The organism is Rhodospirillales bacterium RIFCSPLOWO2_02_FULL_58_16, assembly GCA_001830425.1.
In the GTDB taxonomy this organism is placed as follows: Bacteria; Pseudomonadota; Alphaproteobacteria; order Rhodospirillales; family 2-02-FULL-58-16; genus 2-02-FULL-58-16.
Genome location: MIAA01000003.1, coordinates 17,404 through 31,585, shown reverse-complemented (window position 1 = coordinate 31,585; position 14,182 = coordinate 17,404). Strand labels below are relative to the sequence as shown.

The 14,182-nt window shown below is 57.0% G+C and carries 17 protein-coding genes and 1 pseudogene (1 of these 18 cut by a window edge); 10 read left to right on the top strand and 8 right to left on the bottom strand.

Annotated elements, in window-relative coordinates; genetic code table 11:
* Nucleotides 1-7 precede the first annotated feature (7 nt).
* Entirely contained in the window at nucleotides 8-346 is a 339-nt protein-coding gene (locus A3H92_01605) for a hypothetical protein (protein ID OHC76361.1), read from the top strand.
* A 33-nt stretch (nucleotides 347-379) separates the two neighbouring features.
* Here A3H92_01605 and A3H92_01600 read toward each other — a convergent pair whose 3' ends face one another.
* The 3 genes from A3H92_01600 to A3H92_01590 are packed head-to-tail and all read right to left on the bottom strand — an operon-like array spanning nucleotide 380 to nucleotide 2,958.
* Complete coding sequence (locus A3H92_01600) at nucleotides 380-1,144, bottom strand: cytochrome C (GenBank protein ID OHC76360.1); 765 nt, start codon at nucleotides 1,142-1,144, stop codon at nucleotides 380-382.
* The gene (locus A3H92_01595; GenBank protein ID OHC76359.1) at nucleotides 1,141-2,397 is read right to left on the bottom strand and encodes a cytochrome B; all 1,257 of its coding nucleotides are present in this window, start codon (nucleotides 2,395-2,397) and stop codon (nucleotides 1,141-1,143) included. The genes A3H92_01600 and A3H92_01595 overlap by 4 nt, the downstream gene beginning before the upstream one ends.
* A 12-nt stretch (nucleotides 2,398-2,409) precedes the next feature.
* Nucleotides 2,410-2,958, bottom strand: a complete 549-nt coding sequence (locus A3H92_01590) for a ubiquinol-cytochrome c reductase iron-sulfur subunit (protein ID OHC76358.1) — start codon at nucleotides 2,956-2,958, stop codon at nucleotides 2,410-2,412.
* 175 nt (nucleotides 2,959-3,133) lie between these two features.
* Here A3H92_01590 and A3H92_01585 point away from each other — a divergent pair, with 175 nt between their 5' ends.
* A complete protein-coding gene (locus tag A3H92_01585; protein OHC76357.1) occupies nucleotides 3,134-3,598 on the top strand; it encodes a tRNA methyltransferase in 465 nt (154 codons plus the stop codon).
* Here the strand turns inward: A3H92_01585 and A3H92_01580 are convergent.
* From A3H92_01580 to A3H92_01570, 3 genes are read right to left on the bottom strand one after another with little or no spacing between them, the layout of a single operon-like run.
* A complete protein-coding gene (locus A3H92_01580) occupies nucleotides 3,564-4,856 on the bottom strand; it encodes a hypothetical protein (GenBank protein ID OHC76356.1) in 1,293 nt (430 codons plus the stop codon). The two genes, A3H92_01585 and A3H92_01580, sit on opposite strands and share 35 nt — an antisense overlap.
* Nucleotides 4,853-5,128: a hypothetical protein gene (locus tag A3H92_01575; protein ID OHC76355.1), complete on the bottom strand. Its 276-nt coding sequence runs from the start codon at nucleotides 5,126-5,128 to the stop codon at nucleotides 4,853-4,855. Before A3H92_01575 ends, A3H92_01580 begins: the two co-directional genes overlap by 4 nt.
* The gene (locus tag A3H92_01570) at nucleotides 5,128-5,751 is read right to left on the bottom strand and encodes a hypothetical protein (protein OHC76354.1); all 624 of its coding nucleotides are present in this window, start codon (nucleotides 5,749-5,751) and stop codon (nucleotides 5,128-5,130) included. Before A3H92_01570 ends, A3H92_01575 begins: the two co-directional genes overlap by 1 nt.
* 93 nt (nucleotides 5,752-5,844) lie before the next feature.
* On the opposite strand from A3H92_01570, the gene A3H92_01565 reads away from it, so the two are divergent.
* The 6 genes from A3H92_01565 to A3H92_01540 all read left to right on the top strand — a co-directional run bounded on the left by A3H92_01565 (nucleotide 5,845) and on the right by A3H92_01540 (nucleotide 10,786).
* Nucleotides 5,845-7,578 (top strand): AAA family ATPase, encoded by a 1,734-nt coding sequence (locus A3H92_01565; protein OHC76353.1) that lies wholly within the window; start codon nucleotides 5,845-5,847, stop codon nucleotides 7,576-7,578.
* 3 nt (nucleotides 7,579-7,581) lie between these two features.
* Nucleotides 7,582-8,436, top strand: a complete 855-nt coding sequence (locus tag A3H92_01560) for a LysR family transcriptional regulator (GenBank protein ID OHC76352.1) — start codon at nucleotides 7,582-7,584, stop codon at nucleotides 8,434-8,436.
* A 5-nt stretch (nucleotides 8,437-8,441) separates the two neighbouring features.
* Complete coding sequence (locus tag A3H92_01555; protein OHC76365.1) at nucleotides 8,442-9,392, top strand: radical SAM protein; 951 nt, start codon at nucleotides 8,442-8,444, stop codon at nucleotides 9,390-9,392.
* A 72-nt stretch (nucleotides 9,393-9,464) separates the two neighbouring features.
* Nucleotides 9,465-10,076: a GTP cyclohydrolase I FolE gene (locus A3H92_01550; protein OHC76364.1), complete on the top strand. Its 612-nt coding sequence runs from the start codon at nucleotides 9,465-9,467 to the stop codon at nucleotides 10,074-10,076.
* Nucleotides 10,076-10,273, top strand: a complete 198-nt coding sequence (locus A3H92_01545; GenBank protein ID OHC76351.1) for a hypothetical protein — start codon at nucleotides 10,076-10,078, stop codon at nucleotides 10,271-10,273. The genes A3H92_01550 and A3H92_01545 overlap by 1 nt, the downstream gene beginning before the upstream one ends.
* Nucleotides 10,274-10,570: 297 nt before the next feature.
* The gene (locus A3H92_01540; protein ID OHC76350.1) at nucleotides 10,571-10,786 is read left to right on the top strand and encodes a hypothetical protein; all 216 of its coding nucleotides are present in this window, start codon (nucleotides 10,571-10,573) and stop codon (nucleotides 10,784-10,786) included.
* 52 nt (nucleotides 10,787-10,838) lie between these two features.
* Here A3H92_01540 and A3H92_01535 read toward each other — a convergent pair whose 3' ends face one another.
* Nucleotides 10,839-12,011 (bottom strand): ATPase, encoded by a 1,173-nt coding sequence (locus A3H92_01535; GenBank protein ID OHC76363.1) that lies wholly within the window; start codon nucleotides 12,009-12,011, stop codon nucleotides 10,839-10,841.
* Between the two features lie 277 nt (nucleotides 12,012-12,288).
* On the opposite strand from A3H92_01535, the gene A3H92_01530 reads away from it, so the two are divergent.
* The gene (locus tag A3H92_01530) at nucleotides 12,289-12,852 is read left to right on the top strand and encodes a hypothetical protein (protein ID OHC76349.1); all 564 of its coding nucleotides are present in this window, start codon (nucleotides 12,289-12,291) and stop codon (nucleotides 12,850-12,852) included.
* Between the two features lie 145 nt (nucleotides 12,853-12,997).
* Here A3H92_01530 and A3H92_01525 read toward each other — a convergent pair whose 3' ends face one another.
* On the bottom strand, nucleotides 12,998-13,870 hold the full coding sequence (locus A3H92_01525) for a hypothetical protein (GenBank protein ID OHC76348.1): 873 nt from the start codon (nucleotides 13,868-13,870) through the stop codon (nucleotides 12,998-13,000).
* A 74-nt stretch (nucleotides 13,871-13,944) separates the two neighbouring features.
* On the opposite strand from A3H92_01525, the pseudogene A3H92_01520 reads away from it, so the two are divergent.
* A pseudogene (locus tag A3H92_01520) lies at nucleotides 13,945-14,182 on the top strand (hypothetical protein) (it continues 509 nt past the right edge of the window).

Here is a 14,182-nt window from a genome sequence, read left to right as displayed (position 1 = left end):
GTTCCCGGTGAAGGACAAAAGAAAGGTTCGGAAGAGCTTGACGGCAGAACCGGAATTAGACAACAGAGGCTCAGAGACACAGAGGAGAATAGAAAAAATAAAGAAAAATCTTCTCTGCGCCTCTGTGCCTCTGTGTCAAAACACACAGGCCGATACCTCCCCCTTCAAAAGGGTGAGAGTCTTTCTCAACGAGTCTTTTTTTGCGGCCACTGGTATAACTCACGCAAAGACGCTAAGACGCCAAGAAAAGCAAAACTTTGCGCCTTTGCGTCTTGGCGTGAGATTGTTTTTGATACTAATTTTGGGCAACCGGTTTAAACGAATAAGGGCCGCTACCTCGGGGTAGCGGCCCTTTTGATTATAGCGTCTCAGCAGACGGTTAATGCAGGTCCGACCATACCCTGCGCTTGATGACGTACAGCATGGCGGTGAGCACGATCAGGAACAGCATCACCTTGACGCCCATGTTCTTGCGCGTTTCCAGTTCCGGCGAGGCCGCCCAGGTCAGGAACTGAACCACGTCCCTGGCTTCCTGGTCGAGAGTGGCCTCAACGCCGTCCTTATACTCAACCTGCCCTTCCGACAGCGGCTGAGGCATGGCGATCTGGTTGCCGGGGAAATAGTCGTTGTAGTTCATTCCCTCGTTCAACGTAACGCCTTCCGGCGGCGCCTCATGGTAGCCGGTGAGCAGGGCGTGAAGGTAGTCGGCGCCGTTCGGGCGAGCCTTGATAATCAAGGACAGGTCCGGCGGATAAGCGCCGCCGTTTGCCGAGCGCGCCGCCTTTTCATTGGCGAACGGCGACACGAAGCGATCCGACGGCAGGGCCGGGCGGGTGTACATCTCGCCCGCGTCGTTGGGGCCGTCCGTGACTTCAAACTCGGCGGATATGGCTTTGACCTCGTCCTCGGTGAAGCCGATGTCCATCAGGTTGCGGTAGGTAACCATACTCAACGCATGGCACCCGGCGCACACCCCCGAATAGACCTGAAATCCCCGCTTGCGCGACGCGGCGTCGAATTTCCCGAAGATGCCCTCGAACGACCATTTAATATCGGGCGGATGCTTTCCTCCCCCGGAAGCCAGAACCGTGCCGGCATTCAAGGTCAGCGCCGCGACGGCGCAAATAATGATCCTACGCATCATAGTGCCTCCCGGTGTGCTGTGTGACCCTTGAGGACAGACGCGCTGATGCTCTCGGGCAATGGTTTGGTTTTCTCGAACTTGCCGAGCAGCGGCATGACGACAAGGAAGTGGGCGAAATAGTACGCCGTGGCGATCTGGCCGATGGTGACAAGAGGTTCTTCCGGAGGGTTGCCGCCTATGTAACCGAGCACGAGGCAATCTAAAAAGAATATCCAGTAGAACTGCTTGTAAACGGGCCGGAATCTGGCGCTGCGCACCTTGGAAGTGTCCAGCCACGGCAGGAACATCAGAATCAGGATCGACGCGAACATGGCGATCACGCCGATCAGCTTGGCCGGTATAAAGAAGATGTCAAAGGTGATCGCCCGCAGGATCGCGTAGAACGGCAGCAAATACCATTCAGGCACAATATGGGTAGGCGTCACCATCGGATTGGCCTTGATGTAATTGTCCGGCTCGCCGAAGAAGTCGGGGGCGAAGAAGACGAAAAACATAAAGAAGCACAAGAACGCCGCCAGCCCGAAGGTATCCTTGATGGTGTAGTAGGGATGGAACGGGATGGTGTCGCCCGGCGTCTGGATTTCGACGCCCGCCGGATTGTTGGACTTGTGTATATGCAGCGCCCACAGGTGAACAAAGACCAGCGCGAAGATGATGAACGGCAACAGGTAATGCAGCGAGAAGAAGCGGTTCAGCGTCGGATTGTCCACCGAGAAGCCGCCCCACAGCAAGGTCACGATTGACTCGCCGATCAGCGGGATCGCCGAGAACAGGTTGGTGATCACGGTGGCGCCCCAGAAGCTCATCTGTCCCCACACCAGCACATATCCCATGAACGCCGTGGCGTCCATGGCCAGGATGATCAATACGCCGAGAATCCACAGGATTTCACGCGGGTACTTGTAGGAACCGAAATAAAGACCGCGAAAGAGGTGGATGTAGACGCACAGAAAGAACATAGAGGCGCCGTTCATATGCACGAATCGAAGAAGCCAGCCGTAGTTGACGTCGCGAACTATGCGCTCGACGCTCTCAAACGCCATACTCACATGCGGCGTGTAGGCCATGGCGAGGAAAATGCCGGTGACGATCATGATCACCAGAACGATGCCGGCGAGAGATCCGAAATTCCACCAGTAGTTCAGGTTTTTCGGCGTCGGATAGTCCACCGTTTCATGTTTGGCGAAGGTGAAAATCGGAAGCCGGTAGTCGATCCATTTGATGATCGGGTTATTCCAGGTCGGTGTTGTCATAATCCTGTCCCCTTACCCGATTTTAATTTTGTTGTCGTCGAGGAACGTATACTGCGGAACCGCCAGATTCTTCGGCGCCGGTCCCTTGCGGATGCGTCCCGAGGTGTCGTAGTGAGAGCCGTGGCACGGGCAGAACCAGCCGCCGAACTCGCCTCTGGCGTCGCCCAGACGCTGGCCCAGCGGAATGCAGCCCAGATGAGTGCATACGCCGACCAGGATCAGCCATTCGCCCTTTTGCACCCGGACGTCATCGGCTTGCGGATCAGGCAGATCGCCCATGTTTGCCGTCTTCGCCGACTCGATCTCTGCGGCGGTGCGGTGGCGGACGAAGACCGGCTTGCCGCGCCATACCACAGTGATGGCCTGTCCCTCGGCGATGGGGGTCAAGTCAACCTCGGTGGACGACAACGATAATACGTCGGCGGCCGGGTTCATGCTGTGGACAAGCGGCCAAACCGCCAGTCCCGCGCCGACGGCACCCATGGCGCCGGTGGCGATTACTAGGAAATCACGCCGTGTTTCCCCCCCTCCGGACGGAGCGGCGGTCGCTGTATGTGTCATGTCAAACTCCCCTTATCAATGACCCGGGTTGACCAGATCATCCCCACCAGCCGACTAAATTCCCGGTAAACAAGCACCGTGGATTACGAGCTGAGCGGAGAATATAATAAAAAACTCCGCCTTGAAAAGGGGTAAGATCAATATTCTTTAACAAGCCCGCCCGGACGGACCCGAAATGCGTCTTGCCCTCTTCGAGCCTGATATCCCCCAAAACACCGGCGCCATGCTGCGCACGGCGGCGTGTCTGGGGATCGGGGTGGATATTATCGAGCCTGCCGGTTTCGTTCTTTCCGACAAACGTCTGCATCGCGCCGGAATGGATTATCTGAAACTGGCGGAAATCACCCGCCATGATTCATGGGCGTCATTTCTGGATGCGTGCATAAATAACAAGAGTCGACCGGTGCTGCTGACCGCCAAGGCGTCTGTTCCCTACGGGGAATTCCGGTTCATGGCCGATGATACGCTGGTGGTGGGACGGGAAAGCGCCGGAGCGCCTGACGCCGTACATACGGCCTGCGGCGCAGCCGTGCGAATTCCCATGGTCATAAGCGCCCGCTCCCTGAACGTCGCCACGGCGGCGGCCATGGCGCTGGGCGAGGCTCTCAGGCAGACGGGGACGTTTCCGCAATCTCTTTAAGCTTCGCAAGGCAGGCGTCACGATCAGCCTTGCAGCTTCCTTCCTCCCACCAGTCCTCAACCGCCGACAGCAAGCCGCCGATGCGCGGTCCCGAAGGCGCGCCGAGAGCCATGGCGTCGCGCCCGGTCAAGGGAAACGGCGGCGGCATGCCGGCCTCGGCTTCCTCCAGCAGAGCGATCCAGCTTCGGGTGCGCTCTGCGGGCCGGCGCGGCGAGAGCGTCCTTTCAGCGGACCAGACGACCAGGGCAATATCCATGAACAGGCCGGAGCCGAGACGCCTGAGGGCGCGAAGGCGGGAGGTTTCATCCATGTCCGGCGTAATCATGAAAGCCGGATCGACGATGGCTGCCAGCCGCGCCGTCTGTTTTTTCGAGAGGACGAGGCGCGCCGCTACGGTTTTCGCCCCTTCGCCGTCGGCGTCAAGCAACGCGGCGAGACGCCGTATGAAATCGGGAGTAACGGGATTTATTTTGATGGCCGTATCTTCGATCCAGCTCAGTTGGCGCAGGACGCCGACGTCGCCGGCCTCGGGCAGAATCCGGTCAAGCACCAGCTCTCCGCGCATCAGTTGCACGGCGTCGGCGGGATGAGGGCCGAGCAGGATGCGCGACATCTCATAGCCGATCCGCTCGCCCGACAGCCCGGACAGCTTGTGCGCAAGCGCCCGGCAGGCCACCAGGGCGGCGGTGTCCGGCGGCGGCCTGCCGTAGGCGGCGTTCATGCGGAAGAAGCGCAGTATTCTCAGCGCGTCCTCTTCAATGCGTTCGCGGGAGAGGCCGACGAAGCGCACCCGTCCCCGGCCCAGGTCATCCAGGCCGCCGAAGTAATCATAAACATCGCCGTCGAGGGTGCATGACATGGTGTTGATGGTGAAGTCGCGGCGCGCCGCGTCGGCTTCCCAGTCGTCGGTGAAGGCCACTTTGGCGCGGCGTCCGTCGGTTTCCACATCGATGCGCAGGGTGGTGATCTGGAAGCTCTTGCCGCCGATGACAGCCGTCACCGTGCCGTGATCAATGCCGGTGGGAATTGCCTTGACGCCGGCGCGCTCCAGCAGGCCGATCACCTTGTCCGGCTTGTCGGTGACGGCGATGTCCACATCGACGACGGGACGTTTAAGCAAGGCGTCGCGCACACAGCCGCCGACAAAACGCGCCTCGCCGCCGCCGGCCTGCAAAGCCTTGATCACGGCGCGGGTTTCGGGGGCCGTCAGCCATGGTTGCGGCCCGATTTTGCCGGTAGGCTCCGTGGGCGCGGTCATTTCGGCGCGGACTTGATCCCGCCGGGGACGATGCGTCCGTTCTCCAGGCGGTCAGGCTCGTAAGCGCCGCTGGTGACATTATCGTCGCTCGCCGCCATAAGGACCAGACTTGCGGCCATCAGCAGCAACCCGCACAGGATCAGCCAGAACCAGGGGTCTTTCCTCGGTTCGTCGCCTTCCTTTTCCTCGCGGCTCCTGAGCTTTATCCACAGGAAGTAGACGGCGGCGGGAAACACAAGCGGTAAAACATATAACCATAAAAAGCGGGTCATTACCGAACCATAAAGTTATAAAAGTTGATCAGAATGCCGGCGGTGGCGCCCCAGATATAACGGTCGCCGTAGGGGATGGCGTAGAATTTTCTCATCGTTCCCTCAAACTCGCGGTTGCATTGCCGATGGTTAGCCGGATCGAGGAAAAAGTCCAGCGGCGCTTCAAACGCCTCGGCCACCTCATGGGGATCAATGTTTAACTCGAAGGGCGGCTCGATCAGGCCCGCCACCGGCGTTACATGGAACCCGGTGCGGGTCACATATCCGCCCGGATTACCGAGAACCGTTACATGCTTGCGGTCGAGTCCGATCTCCTCTTCGCATTCGCGTAGCGCCGTCTCTTCGGGATTATTGTCGGCGGGTTCCACATGTCCGCCGGGAAAGCTGATCTGCCCGGCGTGGACAGCCAGATGTTCGGTGCGGCGGGTGAACAATAAGGTCAGCCCTTGGGGCCGGGCGATAATGGGAATCATGACCGCCGCCGGCGTCAGCGGTTCCTTGGGCCGGGTTCCGGGATTGAGGGCGTGGTCGCCGGGCAGGACCGGCGCATGGGCGGCGGCGGGGGCAAACCGCCCGATCAGCCGTTCACGGTCCCCGGCGCAGATTTTATCGCTGTGATCCATAATCAGGAAGTCTACCCGAATACGCGCACGAGGTCATGTTTGATCAAATGAATAATTTGAATTAATGTAAGCGATCAAAAAGAAAGTATCCGAATGTTGACGCGCATCAAAATCCGCAACTTCAAACGCTTTGACAACGTGGATGTCGAACTCGGCAAGGCCGTTGTTTTGATCGGGCCGAATAATTCCGGCAAGACAACAGCCTTGCAGGCAATCGCCTTGTGGGACATCGGCATCAGGCGCTGGAATGAAAAAAGAAAGGGAAAATCGCTGAAGGAAAGGCCGGGCGTCACCGTCAACCGGCGCGACCTGGTTTCTATTCCCGTGCCGGTAGCCAACCTGCTCTGGCATGATTTACATACTCGGGACGTTCGGCAGAGTAAAGAAGACGGTAAGTTACGCCAAAAAACCGAAAACGTTCGGGTAGATATCATTATAGACGGCGTCACCCATGACAAGGCATGGTCATGCGGCTTTGAATTCGACTACGCCAATGAGGAATCTTTTTATTGCCGCCCGTTGCGGATTAACAACGGCTCTGAGCGTATGCCTGTCCCTGACGAAGCGGGAAGCGTGCGTGTTGCGTTTCTTCCCCCCATGTCCGGCTTGGCGGATCGGGAGTTTGTAAAGGAGCCGGGTGAGATCGGCGTACTCATCGGCCAAGGGCAAACGGCCCAGGTTCTGCGTAACCTCTGTTACCAAATTTATAAGAACGATAATTCAGCGCATTGGGATGCCTTGGTGAAACACATCCGCGCCTTATTCGGCGTGGAACTTTTGACTCCGCAATATATTGCCGAGCGCAGCGAAATAACCATGGCCTACAAGGACGAACGAAAGAACAAGCTCGACCTTTCTTCATCAGGACGAGGAATGCAACAAACGCTGCTGTTGCTTGCCCATCTTTATGCTAATCCCAAGGCTGTGCTGCTTTTAGACGAGCCGGATGCCCACCTTGAGATTCTGCGCCAGCGCCAGATTTACAATCTCCTTATCGAGGTTGCCGGGCAACAAGGTTCGCAGATTATTGCCGCCAGTCATTCGGAAATTATACTCAACGAAGCCGCAGGCCGGGATGCAGTCGTCGCTTTTGTCGGGAAGCCTCATCGCATTGATGATCGCGGTTCCCAAGTTTTGAAGGCCTTGCGGGATATCGGGTTCGATCAATATTATCAGGCGGAGGAAACCGGCTGGGTGCTGTATGTGGAGAACTCCACTGATCTGGCCATTCTTCAAGCATTCGCTAAATTGATTGATCACCCGGCGCAACAATACCTTGAGCGCCCCTTCGTGAAGTACGTCGAAACAAACTTGCCCGGTAGGGCGCGTGAGCATTTCTTTGGGTTGCAGGAAGCAAAGAAAAACCTTGTGGGAATTGCCGTCTTCGACCGACTGAACGGTGAACTTCAATCCGCTAACGGCCTCACCGAAATGATGTGGCGGCGCAGGGAAATCGAAAATTATTTTTGCATGGAAGAAGTATTGCTCGCCTATGCCGGATATGACTTACATGATGATCTGTTCGGGAAATATGAGAGCAGCCGACGTGAACAAGCCATGAAAGCGGCTGTCGCGGAGGTAACGGATGCGTTGCGAACGCTCGGCAAGCCGGACCCGTGGTCTCTCGATGTTAAAGCCACCGATGAGTTTCTCGACCCGCTTTTCAAGAAATATTTCCAGAAACTCAAACTACCGTTGCAATTACGAAAATCCGACTACCATACCCTTGCAGGCTTAGTGCCTAGGGAAAGACTGGACGAGGAGATTAAGGAGAAGCTTGACGCGATAGTCGCCACCGCAAAACAGGCGCAGGTCCAAGGAGATTAACCCATGGATATCGACCTTGCCCGCACGTTTCTCGCGGTTGCCGAAACGGGAAACTTCAATAAAGCCGCTGATCAGATCAATGTATCGCAATCGACCATCAGCATGCGGGTCAAGGCTCTTGAGGATTCTCTCGGTCAATCCCTGTTCGTTCGCAACAAGAACGGCACCGTTTTAACCGGCGCCGGTGCCAATTTCCAGAAATATGCCGTAGCCTTGATAAGAACATGGGAACAGGCGCGTCAGGAAACCGCGCTTCCCCAGAACTTTCGGGGCATTTTATCCATCGGCGGCCAATTCACGCTTTGGGAGCGGCTCCTGCTGAAATGGATACCCTGGATGCGGGCCGCCGTCCCCGATCTGGCGATCAAGGCGGAGGTCGGGCTTTCCGACGGGCTTATGCGCCACCTTCTCGACGGCATGATCGATATCGGCGTCATGTATAATCCGCTCAGCAGGCCGGGTCTGGTTATCGAGGAACTGTTGACGGAAAAACTGGTGCTGGCGTCAACCAATGAAAAAACCAAAGGGCCGGATGATAAAAATTTTATATATGTGAATTGGGGGCCTGATTTCAGGGTCAATTTCAGCAGCGCCTTTCCCAATCTTGAAACCCCCGCCTTGTCGGTAGGCCATGGTCAACTGGGGTTACAGTGTGTGCTGGAGAATAAAGGGTCGGGATATTTCCCCATGCGCCTCGTTCGTTCGCATATCAGCGCCGGAACATTATTTCTTGTCAGGAACACGCCGATATTTCTGCGGCCCGCCTTTATCGTTTATCCCAAGGACAGGAGCGACGAACGCTTCAAGACCGCCTTGCAGGGTCTAAGATTTGTCGCATCAATAGAAAACGAAGAATGAAAAGCATGCTTCATGCCGAACGAGTGCGGATTGATCCGCGCAAATTCCGCGACCCCGATATTACCGCCAAGGGCGAGCAACGCGCCGTGGTGGCGCTGACGCGCCTCAAAACCCTTTGGTTTAATGTCGGCAGCCTTTGCAATATCGCCTGCAAAAACTGTTACATGGATTCCAGTCCGAAGAATGATCGTCTGGCCTACATAACAACCGATGAGGCCGACCGCTATCTTGACGAGGTAGCCGCCGAGGGGTTGCCGGTGGAAGAGATCGCCTTTACCGGCGGCGAGCCGTTCATGAACCCGCAATTTCTCCATATGACGGGCGCGGCGCTGGGGCGCGGCTACCGGGTCCTGATTCTGACCAACGCCATGAAGCCGATGTGGAACCGGCGCCGGGAGCTGTTGAAACTGAAAGAACGCTACGGCGACAGGCTGTCGGTGAGGGTATCCATAGACCACTATGCCCCTGAAAGGCACGAGGCCATCCGTGGCGAGGGATCATGGGAGCCTGTCCTGAGAGGGCTGAAATGGTTGGCCGAGAACGGCTTTAATCTTGCCGTGGCCGGGCGCACCTGCTGGGGCGAGGACGAAGGGACGGCGCGTTCCGGCTATGCCGCCCTGTTCAAAAGGCACGGCATACCCGTAGACGCCGAAGATAAGGCGCGACTCGTTTTGTTCCCCGAACTGGATGAAAACGCCGATGTTCACGAAATCACCGTGTTATGCTGGGATATTCTCGGCGTGGCGCCGGAAACCATGATGTGCGCCACCTCGCGCATGGTTATCAAGCGCAAGGGGGCATCCGCCCCGGCAGTTGTGCCTTGCACCCTGCTTCCCTATGATTCCAGGTTCGAACTGGGGCCGGATTTGACGGACTCGTCAAAGACGGTGAAGCTCAACCATCCCCACTGCGCCAAATTCTGCGTTCTCGGCGGCGGCTCGTGTAGCGCGGCATAGGCTTTCTTCTGGACAGTTCCTTTGAATCAGGGAGAATCCGTTAATGTTGGTTTTGAAAGACAGGTTCAGGCCGTGAGCGCTGAAAAATCCGCATCTTCCAGGCCGAGCCGCAGCGAGGCCGAAGAAGCCGTCCGTACATTGATCCGCTGGTCCGGCGACGATGTGACGCGGGAAGGGTTGAAGGAGACTCCGGCCCGCGTTGTCCGCTCCTGCGAGGAATCGTTTGCCGGATATAAATCCGATCCGGTGGACCTGTTGCGGCGCACCTTCGAGGAAATCGAAGGTTATGACGAGATGGTGCTGCTCAAGGACATTCGCTTTGAGTCCCATTGCGAGCACCATATGGCGCCCTTTATCGGCAAGGCCCATGTCGCCTACCTGCCGAAGCGCCGGGTTGTCGGCATCAGCAAGCTGGCCAGGCTGGTGGACGTCTATGCGCGTCGTCTCCAGATTCAGGAGAAGATGACCGCCCAAATCGCCAATACAATCAACGAAGTCCTTCAGCCTGAAGGCGTGGCGGTGGTCATCGAGGCGTCTCACCAGTGCATGACCACTCGCGGCATCCACAAGCCGGGGGTGGTGATGGTTACCAGCCGCATGCTCGGCGCCTTCCGCGACAACCCGTCAACGCGACACGAATTCCTGGCCATGATCGGCAACCCGGCGAGCGGGGAAAACGTCTGATGCACGGGCCGATAAATACCTCCGGCGCAGGCGATTTGAGGAAACGCTGTTTTTTGAAATCCGATCACGCCAACACGGTGCGGCGGCACTTCAAGCCGCCGTGCAAGAAGGTCAAGATTGATCTACGATGGCGCGACCTGCGCCACTTCGCGATGTTGCTGTGGATCGAGCAGGGATTTAGAGCGCGTCAGGATTGATGTGAATCGCTTTCTCTTGCATGAAGACGTGGATGCGCGGATCAAGTCCGCGCATGACGAAGTAAATGAAACCGTCATGGCCGTGCTTGTCACGGCCATCCACGTCTTGTTTTCATATTGAGGCTTAATGGGTTTAATCAATCCTGACACGCTTGCATCAAGGAGGTGATGACCTTCGCCGGGCATTCCCGGTGCGGATGACCATGGAGCGCTACGGGCATCTGTTCCCGACGCCCGATCACCAGCGGGCAATGGCGCAGGTTGAGGCGAGTTTATTGGGATAGGGGAGGTTCGAAGATGTGCGACTTGAAAAAACTGCGAGAAGCAATGGATTATGCGGAAGGCGAAATGAAGGCGTGCATCGAAGAGCTTATCAGGGTTGAGAATATGTTTCCCGATCCGGCACCTGAACCGTTCAAGCAGCTAAAGGAGAGATTGAGCAATGTCCAGGAAGCGTGGCGAGTTGCTCGCGATTGGGCAGATAATGAGCTTCGTCGCTTATCTGATTCGTAGCGCCATGGGCATCCCATGGACGCAAGAGGGGGCGAAATCCCGCGCAAACCTGTCATGGGCTTGCCGCCAGGAGACCCATGATCTCGGCGAGGCCGATAGCTTCCAATCCGTCTTTAAGCGGGTAGCGTTCGGCGCCGGGATAAACCACGAACCGGGCATCTGGTCTGATGTCGTCGCAGGCCAGCCAGAATCCCTTCGACGGTTGCGGCGACAGGCTGCGCTTGATTTCGATGGCCCAAAGTCTGCCGTCGCCCATCGACAGCACCAGATCGATTTCGGCCCCCGCCGAGGTCCGGTAGAACCCTGCCTGGGCGTTGGCCGGCGCCGTCGACAGCAGGTTCTCAATGACGTAGCCCTCCCAACTGGCTCCTACCACGGGGTGCCCCAGAAGTTTATCGAGGGTTTCCAGTCCGAGAAGGGCATGGACGATGCCGCTGTCGCGGACGAAGACGCGAGGCGATTTGACCATGCGCTTGCCGGTATTCGATATCCAGGGCGTCAGCCGCCGCACCAGCAAAAGATCGACCAGCAGGTCGAGATAGCGGGCCACCGTGTGACCGCTGACCGCCAATCCCTGGCTGATGCGGGCGGCGTTAAGCAAACCGCCCTGTTCATGGGCCAGCATCGTCCAGAACCGACGCAAGGTTTCCGCCGGCACACGCGGCCCGAGTTGCGGGATGTCGCGCTCCAGATAAGTGCGGATAAATAATTCCCGCCATTCCGCGCTGCTGCGATCATCCGGGGCAAGGAAGCTGTCGGGAAATCCGCCGCGAAGCCAATGTCGATTCATGTCGGCGGACGTCTTTACCACTTCGAGCATGTCGAACGGGGTAAGTTCCGAATGGGCGATCCGGCCGGCGAGCGTTTCCGACGACTGTTTCAGCAGATCGATTGAGGCCGAACCGAGCAGAAGAAACCGTCCGACCCGATGGCCTCGCCGCCGTCCGGCATCAATCAGTCCGCGCAAGACCTTAAACAAATCAGGGACGCGCTGTACTTCGTCGAGGATGACCATCTTGTCTTCATGGCCGACAAGGTATAGTTCCGGCTCCTTCAGCTTAACCAAATCGGATGGAGATTCGAGATCAAGGTAGACGGAGGAGCGACCTTGGCCGATTTCCAGGGCAAGCGTGGTCTTGCCGCTCTGGCGCGGTCCGAGTAATGCCACCGCCGGGTGGCGTTGCATAAGACCCTCGACGGTGGCGCGGTGGCGGCGCTCTATCATGCTTGCAATTATGATATATAGCGTCAGAATTGCAAGGATAATCTGTCGGCGCCGGGCAAGTTCGTTCCTAAACAAGTTCCGTTTGTTGTTAACAAACAGACTTGTTGCAAAAGTCCGGTGAGTCTTTATTAACTGAGATAGACGTGGAGTCGCATGAGGTTATCGCCTACCGGGCCGAGCGGCTTGTGGGGATGTAGACCTGCCCGCATAATACCCACAGGCTCATGACCTGTAAAACCGAGTGAGATCGTTTCATAGGAGATCAGGGGGGCGGACAATGTCGTTGAAGAGCGTTTCCGACCGGCGGGTCTACCATGCAGACCAGGTCATTTTCCGCGAAGGCCAGGAAGGCCACGCCGCTTACCTTGTGACATCGGGAAAGGTCTCCATCACCAAAGGCGACGCCGGAAATCTTAAAGTCATAGCCGTCGTCGGCAAGAATGAGATATTCGGCGAGATGGCTTTGGTCGACGGGTCTCGGCGCATGGCTACCGCCACAACCACGGAGCCGTCCACCTGCACCATCATCGACAAGGATCAGTTCAAAAAGAAGATTGCGGCTCTTGACCATGATACGCAAACCCTGTTCGACTTCCTCATGCGCTATATCCGCGAAACCATGCCCGTTGAGATGCGCGTGGAGTCCGGAAATATCAAGGAAACTCATTATGATATTATTGCCCGCGATATGGTCGAGAACTCCGACGTTGCGGAAAGGCTGGGCAAGGTTGATCGTTTCCTTAAGGCGCTTTATGAGATTCTGATCAGCTACGCTTCCCGCCGCCTGCCGCCGAAGCCTGTCGGTAAGGATGACGGCGATGCAGTTTGGGAAATAGAATAATACCATCGGCCATAATCGCGCTTTCCCCTCCTTACGAAGGAGGGGCAAGGGGAGGTTACTCAAATACCCCCTCTAACTCCCCCTTGAAGCAAGGGGGAGGATTTTTCAGAGTCATTCTTTACGGCCATTGGTATAGGCGGATACTCTAACAGTTAAGGCAGTCATATTTGATGGCCTTGCCGGAATCACGCTTTGGTTTCTTGCCCAGCCCGATCAGCCCTGAGTCGCTGAGTTCGGTTGATTCGCGTTTGACCAGAGAACTGACGTCACCCTTCAAAATATATGTTCCATTCGAACTCTGATCGGTCAGGATGAAGCGACCGCGCCTGTACTCAATGCCGGCGTGCCGGCGGGAAACCAGACTGTCATCAATGACAAGGTTGTTCTGATCGCCGCGACCTATGCTGAAGCGGCCGCTTTGCCGGTTGACATGATATTCCTTGCCGTCGCAGGTGATTACCATGACCGGACCTGTTTCAGGTTTCACGGTATCCGTTTCGCCGGCCATGATGGTCAATTCGTCCGTTTGCCAGATAACCTGGTACAGATCGATCATTCCGGCGCGGCCCTTGACCGTCATGGTATCCAGGTGGCGAACATTTCCACGATTGGCGGGGGACAGCTTTTCCACGGCATCTCCGGTAGTGATGACCTCGTCGCGGGCGGCCACCTTGGCGACGCGGGACGCCACGTTGACGACGTCCCCGTATACGTCGCCGGCTTCGGGGATTACCGGCCCATAGTGGAAACCTACCTTGATTGACAGAGGAGCGCCGATAAGGGCTTCCTGCATGGCCTTCGCCGCCTGAAAAGCGCCGTCGGCGTTCGGAAAAGTCATCATGATCTCATCGCCGATGGTTTTTATATGGGTTCCGCCCATGGGTTTTGCTTTTGAAACAAGCGTATGCAGACACTCGGAAACCAACGCAAAGGCGCGCTTGTTGCCTTCCTTTTCATACAGGCCGGTGCTTCCGGTAATGTCGGCGAACAAAACGGCCAGATTTTGCGTTGTTTTCATTTGCGTTGTTTTCTGTGGAATAGTTCTTTGATGATATATTAATGATAGCCCTCATCAAAGGAATGCTTTTAATCATGACTGCTTTAACGTCCCGAATCGAGTTCGTCGGCTTGACCGATTCCGGTCGTAAACGTCCTTACAACGAGGACAGCTTCGGCATGGACGCCGCATCGGGCCTGTTGCTGGTCGCCGACGGCATGGGCGGACACGACGCCGGCGAGGTCGCCAGTAAAATGGCCGTCGACAATATCTCTGAATTCCTTAGCCGGTTTAACGGCGGCGACGGTTCGCGCTCCGCGACGGCGGCGACGG

Bases quoted from the DNA above. Each gene is read 5' to 3' on its own strand.
- A3H92_01525 (OHC76348.1), bottom strand. From the start codon at position 13,870: ATGAAAACAACGCAAAATCTGGCCGTTTTGTTCGCCGACATTACCGGA.
- A3H92_01575 (OHC76355.1), bottom strand. From the start codon at position 5,128: ATGACCCGCTTTTTATGGTTATATGTTTTACCGCTTGTGTTTCCCGCC.
- A3H92_01585 (OHC76357.1), top strand. From the start codon at position 3,134: ATGCGTCTTGCCCTCTTCGAGCCTGATATCCCCCAAAACACCGGCGCC.
- A3H92_01600 (OHC76360.1), bottom strand. From the start codon at position 1,144: ATGATGCGTAGGATCATTATTTGCGCCGTCGCGGCGCTGACCTTGAAT.
- A3H92_01540 (OHC76350.1), top strand. From the start codon at position 10,571: ATGTGCGACTTGAAAAAACTGCGAGAAGCAATGGATTATGCGGAAGGC.
- A3H92_01545 (OHC76351.1), top strand. From the start codon at position 10,076: ATGCACGGGCCGATAAATACCTCCGGCGCAGGCGATTTGAGGAAACGC.
- A3H92_01590 (OHC76358.1), bottom strand. From the start codon at position 2,958: ATGACACATACAGCGACCGCCGCTCCGTCCGGAGGGGGGGAAACACGG.
- A3H92_01560 (OHC76352.1), top strand. From the start codon at position 7,582: ATGGATATCGACCTTGCCCGCACGTTTCTCGCGGTTGCCGAAACGGGA.
- A3H92_01580 (OHC76356.1), bottom strand. From the start codon at position 4,856: ATGACCGCGCCCACGGAGCCTACCGGCAAAATCGGGCCGCAACCATGG.
- A3H92_01555 (OHC76365.1), top strand. From the start codon at position 8,442: ATGCTTCATGCCGAACGAGTGCGGATTGATCCGCGCAAATTCCGCGAC.
- A3H92_01530 (OHC76349.1), top strand. From the start codon at position 12,289: ATGTCGTTGAAGAGCGTTTCCGACCGGCGGGTCTACCATGCAGACCAG.
- A3H92_01570 (OHC76354.1), bottom strand. From the start codon at position 5,751: ATGGATCACAGCGATAAAATCTGCGCCGGGGACCGTGAACGGCTGATC.
- A3H92_01565 (OHC76353.1), top strand. From the start codon at position 5,845: ATGTTGACGCGCATCAAAATCCGCAACTTCAAACGCTTTGACAACGTG.
- A3H92_01595 (OHC76359.1), bottom strand. From the start codon at position 2,397: ATGACAACACCGACCTGGAATAACCCGATCATCAAATGGATCGACTAC.
- A3H92_01535 (OHC76363.1), bottom strand. From the start codon at position 12,011: ATGATAGAGCGCCGCCACCGCGCCACCGTCGAGGGTCTTATGCAACGC.